Genomic DNA, 13687 nt, shown 5'->3' on the forward strand with positions numbered 1-13687 from the left:
GGGAGGATGCCATGAACCGGACCAGAGCGCTTCACGACACGCTGAACGAGATCGAGGGGCTGGCGCGGCTGGGCTATGCAGCGCGCGGCCTCGTCTACCTGATCGTCGGATGGATCGCCCTGACCGCGTCCCAGGACGGCGGCAGCCTCACCGACACGCAGGGCGCGCTCGTGAAGCTGATGCTCGGGCCGTTCGGCTCGGTGCTGCTGGCGGTCACGGCGCTCGGGCTGGCGGGATACGCGCTCTGGCGCTTCGTCCAGGCCGTGCTGGACGTCGACGATCATGGCACCTCGCCCAAGGGGCTTGTCGTCCGCGCCGCGCTCTTCGTCACCGGCATCATCCATGCGGGCCTTGCCGCGACGGCGGTGCGGCTGCTCGCGGGGCGCGGGGCCGGCAGCGGCGGGGAGGCGTCGGCCCAGGACTGGACCGAATGGCTTCTCGACGTGCCGCTCGGGCGCCTGCTGGTCGCCGCCGTCGGCCTCGCCGTCTTCGGCGCGGCCATCGCGCATTTCGTGCGGGCCTGGACGGCGAGCTTTTGCCGCCGCCTCGCCGCGGACGAGGACCGGATGCGCTTCATCGAACCCATCGGCCGCGTCGGGCTGACCGCCAAGGGCGTCGTCTTCACGATGGTCGGCTGGTTCTTCGTCATCGCCGCCTGGCAGACGGACTCCTCGGAGTCCGGCGGCCTGGTGAAGGCGCTGCGCACGCTGCAGGAACAGCCCTACGGCCCTTGGCTCCTGGCGCTGCTGGCCCTCGGCCTGCTCGCCTTCGGTGTCTACAGCTTCGTCGAAGCCGCCTACCGCCGCATCGACGGGCAGAGCGTGGCGCGCCGGCTGCGGGCGATGGCGTAGAGAAAATTGTGCCTGTCACGCTCGTGAGGCGTCTTTGCTGAACTGTATCGATCCTGATACAGCTCAGCATGAAGCGGATCACCTTTCTGGGAGACAGTCTCGATTGCGTCCGGGATTTTCCGGATGATGCGCGTTCAACAGCCGGTTTCCAGCTTCGCGAATTTCAGGCGGGCAAGGAGCCGGCGGAAGCCGCGAACTTGAAGGTCCGCGCCGATTTGCTCGCGCATGTGATCGAGCGCGTGAAGTCCTGGGACCTGCCTCAAGGCGAAGCGGCGGCGCGCCTGGGAATCACACGTCCCCGCCTCAACGACCTGATGCAGGGCAAGCTCCACAAGTTTTCCCTGGACGCCCTGGTGAACCTCGCCTCGGCCGCCGGCTTGGTGCTGGAGATCCGCGTGTCGGCCGCCGCTTGAGTCCGAGCCGGGACCGGAGCGGCGCCGGCGCTCACGCCGTCTTCAGCATCCGGCCCAGGTCGCGGCCGCCCACGACGTGGACGTGCAGGTGGGGGACTTCCTGGTGGGCGGCGGGGCCGCAGTTGCTCAGGGCGCGGTAGCCGCTCTCCACCACGCCGGCCATGCGCGCGACCTCGCCCACGGCGCGCATGAAGTCGGCGATCTCGGCGTCGGTGGCGCGGGCGGTGAAGTCGTCCATGTCGATGTAGGCACCCTTGGGCACGACCAGCACATGGGTCGGGGCCTGCGGGGTGATGTCGTTGAAGGCCAGGGAGTGCGCCGTCTCCAGCACCTTCTTGCAGGGGATCTCGCCGCGCAGGATGCGGGCGAAGACGTTGTTCTGGTCGTAGGTCCTGGCCATGTCGTCCCTCTTGGTCTTGGTCGCCCCGCGCCGGCCCTTACTTGGCCTTGCGCGCCTTCTTCTCGTCGATGCCGCTCGTGCCCTCCCGTCCGGCCAGCAGTTCCCAGACCTGGGCCGGCTCCAGCCCGGCGTCGGCCCACAGCACCGTCAGATGATAGAGCAGGTCGGCGGATTCCGCGGCGAGCTTGTCCTTGTCGCCGCGCATCGCCTCGATGACGGTCTCGACCGCCTCCTCGCCGACCTTCTGGGCGATCTTGGCGGTGCCGCGCCCGAACAGCTTGGCGGTGTAGGAGCTGTCGGGATCGGCGCCCTTGCGCGACCGGACGGTCGCGTAGAGACGGTCCAGCACCTCGGCGTTGTGTTTCACCTTCGCGCCCTCAGCCATGGACCGGCGCCTTGGCCGCGATGGTCGGGCGGACGGGAATGGCGCCCTTCGCCAGGGCGGCCTTCGCCTCGCCGATGGTGTAGGTGCCGAAATGAAAGATCGAGGCGGCGAGCACCGCGCTGGCGTGGCCCTCGCGGATCCCCTCGACCAGATGGTCCAGCGTGCCGACGCCGCCGGACGCGATGACCGGCACCGGGACCGCATCGGCGACCGCGCGGGTCAGCTCCAGGTCGAAGCCGCTCTTGGTGCCGTCGCGGTCCATGGAGGTCAGCAGGATCTCGCCCGCGCCATAGGAGGCGAGGCGCTGCGCCCATTCGACGGCGTCCAGCCCCGTGGCGTTGCGGCCGCCATGGGTGAAGACCTCCCATTTGCCGGGAGCGGTGCGCTTGGCGTCGATGGCGACGACGATGCACTGCGCGCCGAACTTCTCGGCACCCTCGCGCACGAACTCCGGCCGGTGCACGGCGGCGGTGTTGATCGACACCTTGTCGGCGCCGGCCAGCAGCAGCTTGCGGATGTCCTCGACCTGGCGGACGCCGCCGCCGACGGTGAGCGGCATGAAGACCTGCTCGGCCGTGCGGCGCACCACGTCGTAGATGGTGTCGCGGTTCTCGGAGCTGGCCGTGATGTCGAGGAAGGTCAGCTCGTCGGCACCCTCGCGGTCATAGATGCGGGCCTGCTCGACCGGATCACCGGCGTCGACCAGATCCACGAAGTTGACCCCCTTGACGACCCGGCCGTCCTTGACGTCCAGGCAGGGGATGACGCGCGTCTTCAGCATCACTTGGCCTCGCTGGGCACGGCGGGGGCCGACAGCAGCGCCAGGGCTTCGGCCGGGTCGATGCGGCCATCGTAGAGCGCGCGGCCGCAGATGACGCCCTCGATGCCGGTGTGCTCTTCCGTCTTCAGCGCCCGCAGGTCGTCGATGGAGGAGACGCCGCCCGACGCGATCACCGGGGTGGTCAGGTGGAAGGCAAGGTCCGAGGTCGCCTCGACGTTCACGCCGGCCATGGCGCCATCGCGGTTGATGTCGGTGTAGATGATCGCGGCCACGCCCGAATCCTCGAACTTCAGCGCGAGGTCTAGCGCCTTGATGTTGGAGGTCTCGGCCCAGCCGGACACGGCGACGAAGCCCTCGCGCGCGTCGATGCCGACGGCGACCTTGCCGGGGAAGGCGCGGCAGGCGTCCTTTACCAGGGCCGGGTCGCGCAGCGCGATGGTGCCGAGAATGACGCGGCGCACGCCGCGCTCCAGCCACATGCCGATGGTCTTCAGGTCGCGGATGCCGCCGCCGAGCTGGACCGGCATGGAGACCGAGGCGAGGATGCGGTCCACCGCCTCGGCGTTGACCGGGCGGCCCTCGAAGGCGCCGTTCAGGTCCACCAGGTGCAGCCACTCGAAGCCCTGGTCCTGGAACTGGCGGGCCTGTTCGCCGGGGTCGGTGTTGAAGACGGTCGCCTGGCTCATTTCGCCGCGCAGCAGGCGCACGCAGGCACCGTCCTTCAGGTCGATGGCAGGGTAGAGGATCATTGCGGCGTCTCGTCCAATGGCGTGTCTTGCGTCAGGTGCTTGGCGTAGAAGTATCCGGCCAGCCGGCGGCCGTTCACCAGCGCGTAGAAGGGATGGCTTCCCCAGCGCTTGAAGCCCAGCGATTCATAGAGCGTGATGGCGGCGTCCTGGGTTTCCCGGACGTCCAGGTTCAGGATGCGGAAGCCGCCGTCGAGCGCCTCCTTCTCCACCGCCAGGGTCAGCAGCCGGGCGAGCCCATGGCCGCGCGCCCAGGGGGCGACGAAGGAGGTGGTGAGGCTGGCGGCGTGGGCCTGCGCCTCGTTGTTGCGCGGCGGCTTGACGAGCTGCGCCGAGGCGCAGATCACCCCGTCGAGCCTTCCGACGAACAGGATGCGCTCGGGCACCATCAGGACGCCCTTCCAGTAGCGCTCCATCACGTCGCGCGGCGGCGGCTCGACCCAGCCGAAGCCGCCGCCGGCCTTGATGGCGTCGTCGGCGGCGTCGCAGAGGTCGTGCAGGTCGGCGCCCTTCAGCGTCTCGATGCGGTCGACGGAGATGGCGGCCATGTCAGGCCCGCCATTTCAGGAAGTTGGCGATCAGCGCGAGGCCGGTCGCCTGGCTCTTTTCCGGGTGGAACTGCGTGCCGACGAGGTTGTCGCGCCCGATCACCGCGGTGAAGGCCCCGCCGTAATCGGCCGTCGCGATGACGTCGCGCGGATCCGCGCAGGCGATCCGGTAGGAATGGACGAAATAGGCGTGGGCGCCCGGCTCGATGCCGTCCAGCACCGGGTGCGCGCGGCTGAAGGCCAGCTCGTTCCAGCCCATGTGCGGGATCTTCAGGGAGGGATCGGCGGGCTCCAGCGGCACGACCTCCGCCTTCATCCAGCCCAGCCCCTCGTGCACGCCGTGTTCGTGCCCGCGCTCGGCCATCAGCTGCATGCCGACGCAGATGCCGAGGAAGGGACGGCCCTTGCGCAGCACCACCTCGTCCAGCGCTTCCAGCATGCCGGGGACGGCGGAGAGGCCGCGCTTGCACTCGGCGAAGGCACCCACGCCGGGCAGCACCACGCGGTCGGCCTTGCGGACGACGTCGGCGTCGTCGGTGACCAGCACCGTGCAGGCCAGCCCGCCGTCGGCGGCCGCGCGTTCCACCGCCTTGGCGGCGGAGCGCAGGTTGCCGGAACCGTAATCGATCAGAGCAACGGTAGACATCAGCTCAAAACCTTGCTGGAGGGCGGCACGGACGCGGCGCCCTCATGAAAGCCGCCCGTCAGAGGGAACCGCCGAGGGTGCCCTTGGTCGAGGGAATGGCGTCGCGCTTGCGCGGGTCGATCTCGATGGCCGCGCGCACCGCGCGGGCGAGCGCCTTGTAGCAGCTCTCCACGATGTGGTGGTTGTTCTCGCCGTAGAGGTTTTCGACGTGCAGCGTCACGCCGGCCGCCACCGCGAAGGCCTGGAACCATTCCCGGAACAGCTCGGTGTCCATGTCGCCGATCTTGTCGCGGGTGAACTCCACCTTCCAGATCAGGAAGGGCCGGTTGGAGAAGTCGAGCGCCACGCGCGTCAGCGCCTCGTCCATCGGCAGGTAGCTGTGGCCGTAACGCTGGATGCCCTTGCGGTCGCCGAGCGCCTTGTTCAGGGCCTGCCCGATGGCGATGCCGCTGTCCTCGGTCGTGTGATGGAAATCGATGTGGAGGTCGCCTTCGGCCACCACCGTCAGGTCCATCAGGCTGTGCCGGGACAGCTGTTCCAGCATGTGGTCGAGGAAGCCGACCCCCGTCCGCACGTCGTAGACGCCGGTTCCATCCAGGTTGATCGCCACCCGGATGCGGGTTTCGTTGGTGTTCCGCTCGATCGTGGCGCGGCGGGCGCCGTTCGCAAGGCTCTGGTCCATGGAAGGGATTTCTAGCAGGAAGACCGCGGGGGCGCCAGCGGTCCGACGAAGGAAATAGGCAGCGCCCCAGACCCCCGGTTGCGGCATTCGGACGCATGCGCTATCGTTTCTTACACGCATAGCGAGCATATCCCCTTATGCTGACACGCTTCCTCCCCAGGCTTTCCGCCCTCGCCGCACTGCTCCTGGCCTCCTGCGGGACATGGCTGCCGATGCCGCATGATGCGTCCGGCCCCGGTGCCTCGCCCGCCGTGCCCGGACCGCCGCCGGTCGCGCGTGACGCAACCGAACCCCTGCGCTTCGGCGGGCTGGGCTTCGGCGCCCTGCGGCGCGGGGCGGAGATCGGGCGCTACAACTGGAACATCGACTGCGCGCCGCCCTACGAGCGCGTCTTCTGGACCTCGGGCTGGAACCTGCGGCAGGGATCGGGCGTGGAGGGCCGGTTCCGCGAGGTGATGGCCGACGCCGGCTTCCATGTCGCGGGATCCCCCGGCGGCGCGCTGGCGCCCGCGCAGGACCGCCGCCGCGCCCGGTACGAGGTGACGGGGGAGTTGCGTCACGTCGCGTTGGAGCTGTGCCGGCGCCGCCACTGGCTGACCGGCAGCGACCAGGGCGTTTCCGGCACCGGCGCCGTTGCGGTGGACTGGTCGGTCTTCACGGCGGGCGAGGGGCGGCTGGTCCACCGGCTCTCGACCCGCGGAACCGCGGCGCTGGATGGCGGGGTGGCGCAGGGCGACATCGCGCTGCTGGAGGAGGCGGTGGCCGCCGCGGCCGGAGCGCTGGCCGCCGATCCCGGCTTCCGCGCCGCCCTGTCCCGCGGCGGCGGCGGGTTGCGTCACGCCCCCGCCGGGCCGGACGCCGCCGACCCCCTGGCCATGGACTTCCACGTCCCGGAATCCTGGGCCATGAGCGTCAACCCGCTTGCGGCCGTCAACCCGGACGCGCCGGTTGACGCCGTTTCGCGGGTTGACGCACCCCTGCCGGCGGCGCATCCGCCCGCAGGGCCGGTCGCGCCCGGCGGATCCTCCGCCGCGATGGGGCATTCCGGCGCAGCATTGCTCGTCCAAAGCCCACCGCCCTCCGGCGAAGCCCTGCTCGACCCGGTCGAACGGGCGGCATCGGCGCTGGTCCGTGTCGGCAACGGGCGCGGCGTGGTGATCGGGGAGGCGGGCGGCGGGTCGGTGATCCTGACGGCGTCCGCGGGGGTTGACGCAACCGTCAAGGTGCGGCCCGCGACCGGCGTGTCGCTCGACGGCACGGTGGAGGCGCGCGATGCCCCGACCGGGCTCGCGCTGGTCCGGGTGCCGGCGCGGCTGCCGGCACTGCCGGTGCGCGGCCGCGCGGCACGGGTCAGCGAGATGGTGCTTCTGGCCCTGGCCGGCGGCGGGGACCAGGCGGCGGGCATCGTCGCGTCGGTGCGGACGGACCCGCGCTCCGGCCTGGAGCTGATTCAGGCGGATCTCGCCGGGAACGGGGAGGGGAGCGGGGAGGCGCACGGGAAGGGGACGTCCGGGCCGGAGGCCGGCGATCCGCTGCTGGACGAGTCCGGCAACCTCCTGGGCGTCGCCGTCGGGGCCGGCGCGGAAGCCCGCCCGCTCGACGGGGCGGCGCAGGGCTTGACGCACGTGGCGCCCGCCGCCGGGCTGCTGCGGCGCATGGGCGCGGACCTGTCACGGTCTTGACGGGCAGGGGCGTCCCCCCACATAGACCTCACTCCTTTGCCCCCGCCGGGCGCGGCCCCGCCCGCCGGCGGAGGGCGTCACACTTGACGGTCCCTTCCATGACAGCCGGTCCTTCGATGACAGCGCACGATCCCATCCAGTGGCATGGCACCACCATCCTGTCGGTCCGCAAGGACGGGCAGGTGGTGATCGCCGGCGACGGCCAGGTGTCCGTCGGCCAGACGGTCATGAAGGCGAACGCGCGCAAGGTGCGCTGGCTGGCCGGCGGCACGGTGATGGCGGGCTTCGCCGGCGCCACCGCCGACGCGCTGACCCTGTTCGAGCGGCTGGAAGCCAAGCTGGAGCAGCATCCCGGCCAGCTCACCCGCGCCTGCGTGGAGATGGCCAAGGACTGGCGCACCGACCGCTATCTGCGCCGGCTGGAGGCGATGATGATCGTCGCCGACCGCAGCGTCAGCCTCGTGCTGACCGGCAACGGCGACGTGCTGGAGCCGGAGGACGGGGTGGTCGCCATCGGGTCCGGCGGCTCCTTCGCCCTGTCCGCGGCGCGGGCACTGGTGGACGTGGACGGCATGGACGCGGAGGCCATCGCCCGCAAGGCGATGCGGATCGCGGCCTCGGTCTGCGTCTACACCAACGAAAACATCACCCTCGAAAAGCTCTAAGGCACCCGCCATGACCGCCGCCAGCACCGCCGCCTTCAGCCCCCGCGAGATCGTCTCCGAACTGGACCGCTACATCGTCGGCCAGCAGGACGCCAAGCGCGCCGTCGCCATCGCGCTGCGCAACCGTTGGCGCCGCCAGCAGCTGCCCGAGGGCCTGCGCGAGGAGGTCCTGCCCAAGAACATCCTGATGATCGGCCCGACCGGCGTCGGCAAGACGGAGATCGCGCGCCGCCTCGCCAAGCTGGCCCAGGCGCCCTTCCTGAAGATCGAGGCGACCAAGTTCACGGAGGTCGGCTATGTCGGCCGCGACGTGGAGCAGATCGTCCGCGACCTTGTGGAGGCCGCCATCGGCCTGACCAAGGAGCGGCTGCGCAAGGAGGTCGCCGCCAAGGCGGAGCTGCGCGCGGAGGACCGCGTGCTCGACGCGCTGTGCGGCGAGAACGCCTCGCCCGAGACGCGGCAGAAGTTCCGCAAGATGCTGCGCGAGGGATCGCTCAACGACAAGGAGATCGAGATCCAGGTCGCGGACAGCGGCCCGGCCCTGCCGACCTTCGACGTTCCCGGCATGCCCGGCGCGCAGATGGGCATGCTCAACCTCAACGACATGTTCGGCAAGGCCTTCGGCGGCCGCACCAAGACCCGGCGCATGACGGTCGCGGACAGCCACAAGATCCTGCTGACCGAGGAATCCGACAAGCTGCTGGACCAGGAGACGGTGGTGGCCGAGGCCATCCGCTCGGTCGAGCAGAACGGCATCGTCTTCCTGGACGAAATCGACAAGATCTCCGCCCGGTCCGAGAATCGCGGCGCCGACGTCAGCCGCGAGGGCGTGCAGCGCGACCTGCTGCCGCTGATCGAGGGCACCACCGTCAGCACCAAGCATGGGCCGGTGAAGACCGACCACATCCTGTTCATCGCCTCGGGCGCCTTCCACGTCGCCAAGCCGTCCGACCTGCTGCCGGAGCTGCAGGGCCGCCTGCCGATCCGCGTGGAGCTGAAGCCGCTGGTGGAGGCCGACTTCAAGCGCATCCTGCTGGAGCCGGAGGCGAGCCTCATCAAGCAGTACAAGGCGCTGATGAAGACGGAGGAGGTGGATCTCGTCTTCACCGACGACGCCATCGACGAGCTGGCGCGGCTGAGCACCGAGATCAACGCCACGGTGGAGAACATCGGCGCCCGTCGCCTGCACACCGTGCTGGAACGGCTGCTGGAGGAGATCAGCTTCCACGCCAGCGACCGCGGCGGCCAGACCGTCACCATCGACGCGGCCTATGTGCGCGAGCATGTCAGCGGCCTCGCCAAGAACGCCGACCTGTCGCGCTTCATCCTGTAAGGCGCCGGGGAGGCGGGGAGGGGGCGCGGTCGCGCTTCCTCCCCCGTGATGCCCGTGGAAGGCGGGGGCGATGCGCGAGCGCCCGTCCTGCGGTAGAGTTCCTTCCCGCAGGAGGACCGCCCATGCGCCTGACCGCCGAGGAAATCGCCGCCATCAAGACGACCGCCGCCGAGATCTTCGGCCCAGCGGCGGCCGTGCGCCTCTTCGGCTCGCGGGTGGACGACGATGCCCGCGGCGGGGACATCGACCTCTACCTGGAGGTCGATGCGGGCCTCGCCGGCTGGACGCGCGAGAGCGCGTTCCGCCTTCTGCTGGAAGACCGCATCGGCGAGCAGCGGATCGACGTCGTCCTCCAGGAACGCGGCCAGCCCCTGCCGCCCATCGCCGAGATCGCGCGCGACACCGGGGTGCCGCTGTGACGCAAGTGCGGGGGTAGTCAATGCGCTCCCGTGACCCTCAGCGCCTCTTCGTCCCTGTCCGCCGGCGGCGCGAGGGCGTGCTGTCGGCCAGCAGTTCGTCCACGAGCGCCAGAAGCCGGTCGAGCGCCGGGTCGTTCAGGTCGTGGATGCGTTCGGACAGGCGGTTGGCGAGTTCGGTCGCCTTGGGCGACAGGCCGGAGGTGTCCACCGTCACGCGGGGGTGGGAGATCTCGGCAAGCCGTTCCAGCTCCTCCGCCTCGTCCCAGATGATGCTGAAATAGGCGCAGATCTGACGGACGAGCTGGGCCGAGGGCTGGCCGCGCTTTCCATGTTCCAGGGCGGAGAGGTAGGCCGAGGAGATGTGCAGGTCCGCCGCCATCTGCTTGAGCGTCACGCCCTTGCCATCACGCAGCGCGCGGACCCGTTCGCCGAAGGGGGTCATGGCCGCCTACTTGCGGTCCCGCCGCCGCTTGATGAGGACGTAGAGCGCGCCGTCGCCGCCGTCGCGCAGCTGGGCGGTCTGCACCGCCAGCACCATCGGGCGCAGGGGGGCCTCGGCGAGCCAGCGGGGCACCGCTTGACGCAACACGCCGCCCTGCGCGCTGTAGCTGCCCTTGCCGGTGATGACCAGAATGCAGCGCCGCCCCTCGTTCCAGGAGCGCAGCACGAAGGAGGCGAGCGCCGTGTGGGCCTGGGCCTGCGTCATCCCGTGCAGGTCGATGCGCCCGTCCAGCACCAGATCGCCCCGGCGGAAACGCTCCGCGGTGCGGCGGTCGATGTTGGCGGTGGAGCCCGGCGTCAGCGGCGGCAGGGAAGGGCGCGGCGCCGGCCGGCCGGTGGGGGCCGGGGCGAGGCTGGTCTTGACCGGCTCGGGCTCCGGTTCGGCGGGTGGGGGCAGCTCAGACGGCTCCGGCTCGAAGGCGCGGCCCGGCAGCGGCTCGGCGTCGCGCATGGCAAGACGCCACAGCCGCTTCTCGCCCTCGGAAACGGAACGGCGGCGTCTCATGGCCGGGCCTCCGCCACGGGAGCGTCAAGCGCCCGAGCGCCGCTTGACGCAACCGCACTTGACGCACGCAAGCGGTCCCAGGCCTTCACCTGTATGCCGATGATCCGGGAATCCGCCATGACCGCTGTCGTTCCATCCTCGTAGGCGCCGTGCCAGGAGGCCCGACAATAGGTTGCGGTGCGGTGGAAGGCAACGGGCGGGCGGCGTTTCCGCCGTTTCGCGGCGAAACGCGAATTTCCTGATCCAATGGATTATATTGTCTTCACGACCGCTGATGGGGGAGCGGAACCTTGGCCCGAACAGGCGCCTCGGGCGGATAAGGCTAAGACTCCGTGATCACCTCCGGACCGGCACCAGCGAACTCGCCAGGAACAGGGCCGCCGCGGCGACCACGACGCTGGGGCCGCCGGGGAGGTCCCAGTTGAGGGAGGCGAGCAGGCCGGCCAGCACCGCGGCCATGCCGAAGACGGCGGCCAGAACCGCCATGGATTCCGGTGTGCGGGCGAAGCGGCGGGCGCTGGCGGCGGGGATGATCATCAGCGAGGTGATCAGCAGGATGCCGACGATCTTCATGGAAACCGCGATCACCAGCGCGATCAGCAGCATGAAGGCGAGCCGCAGAGCTTCCACCGGCATGCCCTCCACCCGCGCCAGATCCTCGTCCACCGTCACGGCCAGCAGACGCCGCCACAGCAGCACGACTCCCAGCAGCGCCACCGCACCACCGCCGTAGATGCCCGCGAGGTCGGCGGGCGTCACGGACAGGATGTCGCCGAACAGGTAGGCGATCAGGTCCACGCGCAAGGTTTCCAGGAAGGCCATGGACACGAGACCCAGCGACAGGGCCGAGTGCGACAGGATGCCGAGCACCGTGTCGGTGGCGAGCGCGCGGCGGCGCTGGAGCGCCAGAAGCGCGAAGGCGAGCGCCACGCAGACGCCCACCACCCCGACCATCGGGTTGACGCCCAGCAGGAAGCCGAGCGTCACGCCGAGCAGCGCCGAATGGGCCAGCGTGTCGCCGAAATAGGCCATGCGACGCCACACCACGAAGGAGCCCAGCGGCCCGGCGAGCAGGGCGATGCCGCAGCCCGCGGCGAGCGCGCGCAGCACGAAATCATCCATGGCAGCAGTCTCCATGGTCGTGGCGCACGACGCTGCCGTCCGGGTCGTGGGCGTGGTCGTGCTGGTGGAGATAGACGGCGAGGTCGGCGGCGTGGCGGCCGAACAGGGCATGGTATTCCGGGTGGCGGCTGACGTCCTGGGGCGGGCCGGAGCAGCAGACATGGCGGTTCAGGCACAGCACGCGGTCGGTGCGCGCCATCACCGTGTGCAGGTCGTGGCTGACCAGCATGACGCCGCAGCCGCGCCGGCGCCGCACCGTCTCGATGCGGTTGAACAGCTCCGCCTGGCCGTGCATGTCCACGGCCTGGTCGGGCTCGTCGAGCACCAGCAGGTCCGGGTCGCCGATCAGGGCGCGGGCCAGCAGCACGCGCTGGAGCTCCCCGCCGGAGACCGACTGGATCGGCGTGCCGGCGGTGTGGGCGACGCCGGCCTCCTCAAGTGCGGCGTCGATGCCAGCGCCGGGTGCGGCGCGCCACAGCCCGAGGAAGCGGCGGACCGTGAGCGGCAAGGTCACGTCGATGTTCAGCCGCTGCGGCATGTAGCCGATGCGCAGCGCCTTGCGGCGGCTCACGCTGCCCGAAGAGGGGCGGACCAGCCCGAGCATGGCGCGGACCAGCGTGGTCTTCCCGGCACCATTCGGGCCGATGATGGTGACGATCTCGCCCGGCTGCACCGCGAAATCGACCCGGTCCAGCACCGAGCGGCCGCCCAGCATGACCGACAGGCCCTTCGCCTCGAGCAGGGGACCATGGGGGTGCGGCGTAGAGGATGCGGCCGGCAAGGCGGACGCGGAGGTGCCGGAGAGCGGGATTGACATGTTATGTTATAACGTGACATTTGGTGGAACGGCTTAGCTATGCGCCCAAACGGCGCGGCTGTCCAGCCGGACCGACAGCAGAGAACGGAACCCACCCATGCGCCGCAACACCGCCCGCCTGAGCCTGATCACCGCCGCCCTGTTGACGGTTGCGTCAACCGCCGCCCGCGCCGAGGCTCCGCGGGTCGTGACCTCGATCAAGCCGGTGCACTCGCTCGTGTCCGCCGTGATGAAAGGGGTGGGGGAGCCGGTGCTGCTGGTGCGCGGCGCGGCATCCCCGCACACCTATTCGATGAAGCCGTCCGACGCGAGGGCGTTGGGCAACGCCGCCCTGGTCTTCTGGGTCGGGCCGACGCTCGAGGGCTTCCTGGAAAAGCCGCTCGCGGCCAACGCGGGGAAGGCGCGCGCCATCGCCCTTCTGGACCAGCCGGGCATGACGCTGCTCGAAGGCCGCAAGGGCGGCGCCTGGGAACCGCATGATCACGCCGACGGGCATCATGGCCATGGCCATGCCCACAAGGAGCACGGGCACAAGGAGCACGCGCACAAGGAACACGCTCATGGGAACCACGGCCACGACGATCATGGGCACGACGATCATGGGCACGACGATCATGGGCACGACGATCATGGGCACGACGATCACGACCATGACGCGATGGACACCCACATCTGGCTCGACCCGGACAACGCCAAGCGCATCGTGGCGGTGGCCGCCGAGGCGCTGGCGGGCGCCGACCCGGCCAACGCCGCGGCCTACCGCGCCAACGCCGCCGCCGCCGAGGCGCGGATCACGGCGCTCGACGCGGAGCTGAAGGAGCTGCTCGCCCCCGTCGCGAAGAAGCCCTTCATCGTCTTCCACGACGCCTACCAGTATTACGAGACGCATTACGCGCTGAACGGGGTGGGCGCGATCACCGTCAACCCGGAGCGCCGCCCCTCGGCCAAGCGCCTGACGGAGATCCGCGCGCGCATCACCGAGCTGGGGGCCGCCTGCGTCTTCGCGGAGCCGCAGTTCGAGCCGGCGCTGGTCAACACCATCGCCGAGGGCACGCCGGCGAAGAAGGGCGTGCTGGACCCCGAAGGTGCGGATATCCCCGATGGGCCGGACCTCTACCCGGCGCTGATGCGCAACATCGCCACCGCGCTGAAGGGCTGTCTCGGTTCCTAAGCTCGCCCCTTAAGCGCGGC

General features: G+C 70.3%; 18 protein-coding genes. 7 read left to right on the forward strand and 11 right to left on the reverse strand.

The window, feature by feature from the left end:
- The first annotated feature begins 11 nt into the window (after window positions 1–11).
- Window positions 12–851 (forward strand): DUF1206 domain-containing protein, encoded by an 840-nt coding sequence (locus JUB11_RS02005; RefSeq protein ID WP_207455748.1) that lies wholly within the window; start codon window positions 12–14, stop codon window positions 849–851.
- 68 nt (window positions 852–919) lie between these two features.
- Entirely contained in the window at window positions 920–1264 is a 345-nt protein-coding gene (locus JUB11_RS02010) for an XRE family transcriptional regulator (RefSeq protein WP_207455750.1), read from the forward strand.
- A gap of 31 nt (window positions 1265–1295) precedes the next feature.
- On the opposite strand, the gene JUB11_RS02015 is transcribed toward JUB11_RS02010, so the two are convergent.
- The 7 genes from JUB11_RS02015 to hisB are packed head-to-tail and all read right to left on the reverse strand — an operon-like array spanning window position 1296 to window position 5452.
- The gene (locus JUB11_RS02015) at window positions 1296–1664 is read right to left on the reverse strand and encodes a histidine triad nucleotide-binding protein (RefSeq protein WP_207455752.1); all 369 of its coding nucleotides are present in this window, start codon (window positions 1662–1664) and stop codon (window positions 1296–1298) included.
- A 37-nt stretch (window positions 1665–1701) separates the two neighbouring features.
- A complete protein-coding gene (locus tag JUB11_RS02020) occupies window positions 1702–2031 on the reverse strand; it encodes a phosphoribosyl-ATP diphosphatase (protein WP_207456003.1) in 330 nt (109 codons plus the stop codon).
- A 10-nt stretch (window positions 2032–2041) separates the two neighbouring features.
- Window positions 2042–2830: an imidazole glycerol phosphate synthase subunit HisF gene (gene hisF / locus JUB11_RS02025; RefSeq protein WP_207455754.1), complete on the reverse strand. Its 789-nt coding sequence runs from the start codon at window positions 2828–2830 to the stop codon at window positions 2042–2044.
- Window positions 2830–3579: a 1-(5-phosphoribosyl)-5-[(5-phosphoribosylamino)methylideneamino]imidazole-4-carboxamide isomerase gene (hisA, locus tag JUB11_RS02030; RefSeq protein ID WP_207455755.1), complete on the reverse strand. Its 750-nt coding sequence runs from the start codon at window positions 3577–3579 to the stop codon at window positions 2830–2832. Before hisA ends, hisF begins: the two co-directional genes overlap by 1 nt.
- Window positions 3576–4124, reverse strand: a complete 549-nt coding sequence (locus JUB11_RS02035; RefSeq protein ID WP_207455756.1) for a GNAT family N-acetyltransferase — start codon at window positions 4122–4124, stop codon at window positions 3576–3578. The genes hisA and JUB11_RS02035 overlap by 4 nt, the downstream gene beginning before the upstream one ends.
- 1 nt (window position 4125) lies before the next feature.
- Window positions 4126–4770, reverse strand: coding sequence for an imidazole glycerol phosphate synthase subunit HisH (gene hisH / locus JUB11_RS02040; RefSeq protein ID WP_207455757.1), 645 nt, complete (start codon window positions 4768–4770; stop codon window positions 4126–4128).
- 58 nt (window positions 4771–4828) lie between these two features.
- A complete protein-coding gene (hisB, locus tag JUB11_RS02045) occupies window positions 4829–5452 on the reverse strand; it encodes an imidazoleglycerol-phosphate dehydratase HisB (RefSeq protein ID WP_207455758.1) in 624 nt (207 codons plus the stop codon).
- Between the two features lie 137 nt (window positions 5453–5589).
- Between hisB and JUB11_RS02050 the strand changes: the two genes are divergently transcribed.
- From JUB11_RS02050 to JUB11_RS02065, 4 genes are all read left to right on the forward strand, one after another.
- Complete coding sequence (locus JUB11_RS02050; RefSeq protein WP_207455759.1) at window positions 5590–7134, forward strand: S1C family serine protease; 1545 nt, start codon at window positions 5590–5592, stop codon at window positions 7132–7134.
- Window positions 7135–7250: 116 nt separating this feature from the next.
- On the forward strand, window positions 7251–7799 hold the full coding sequence (hslV, locus tag JUB11_RS02055; RefSeq protein WP_207455760.1) for an ATP-dependent protease subunit HslV: 549 nt from the start codon (window positions 7251–7253) through the stop codon (window positions 7797–7799).
- Window positions 7800–7809: 10 nt separating this feature from the next.
- Window positions 7810–9132: an ATP-dependent protease ATPase subunit HslU gene (hslU, locus tag JUB11_RS02060; RefSeq protein WP_207455761.1), complete on the forward strand. Its 1323-nt coding sequence runs from the start codon at window positions 7810–7812 to the stop codon at window positions 9130–9132.
- A gap of 122 nt (window positions 9133–9254) precedes the next feature.
- Entirely contained in the window at window positions 9255–9551 is a 297-nt protein-coding gene (locus JUB11_RS02065) for a nucleotidyltransferase domain-containing protein (protein WP_207455762.1), read from the forward strand.
- Window positions 9552–9588: 37 nt separating this feature from the next.
- Here JUB11_RS02065 and JUB11_RS02070 read toward each other — a convergent pair whose 3' ends face one another.
- From JUB11_RS02070 to JUB11_RS02085, 4 genes are all read right to left on the reverse strand, one after another.
- A complete protein-coding gene (locus tag JUB11_RS02070; protein WP_207455763.1) occupies window positions 9589–9993 on the reverse strand; it encodes a helix-turn-helix domain-containing protein in 405 nt (134 codons plus the stop codon).
- A gap of 6 nt (window positions 9994–9999) precedes the next feature.
- Complete coding sequence (locus tag JUB11_RS02075) at window positions 10000–10557, reverse strand: Smr/MutS family protein (RefSeq protein WP_207455764.1); 558 nt, start codon at window positions 10555–10557, stop codon at window positions 10000–10002.
- A 336-nt stretch (window positions 10558–10893) separates the two neighbouring features.
- The gene (gene znuB / locus JUB11_RS02080) at window positions 10894–11679 is read right to left on the reverse strand and encodes a zinc ABC transporter permease subunit ZnuB (protein WP_207455765.1); all 786 of its coding nucleotides are present in this window, start codon (window positions 11677–11679) and stop codon (window positions 10894–10896) included.
- Window positions 11672–12394: an ATP-binding cassette domain-containing protein gene (locus tag JUB11_RS02085; protein WP_348771341.1), complete on the reverse strand. Its 723-nt coding sequence runs from the start codon at window positions 12392–12394 to the stop codon at window positions 11672–11674. The genes znuB and JUB11_RS02085 overlap by 8 nt, the downstream gene beginning before the upstream one ends.
- Window positions 12395–12593: 199 nt before the next feature.
- Between JUB11_RS02085 and JUB11_RS02090 the strand changes: the two genes are divergently transcribed.
- Complete coding sequence (locus tag JUB11_RS02090) at window positions 12594–13667, forward strand: zinc ABC transporter substrate-binding protein (RefSeq protein WP_207455768.1); 1074 nt, start codon at window positions 12594–12596, stop codon at window positions 13665–13667.
- Window positions 13668–13687 lie beyond the last annotated feature (20 nt).

Origin of the sequence: Azospirillum sp. SYSU D00513, assembly GCF_017356015.1 — a bacterium.
In the GTDB taxonomy this organism is placed as follows: domain Bacteria; phylum Pseudomonadota; class Alphaproteobacteria; order Azospirillales; family Azospirillaceae; genus Azospirillum.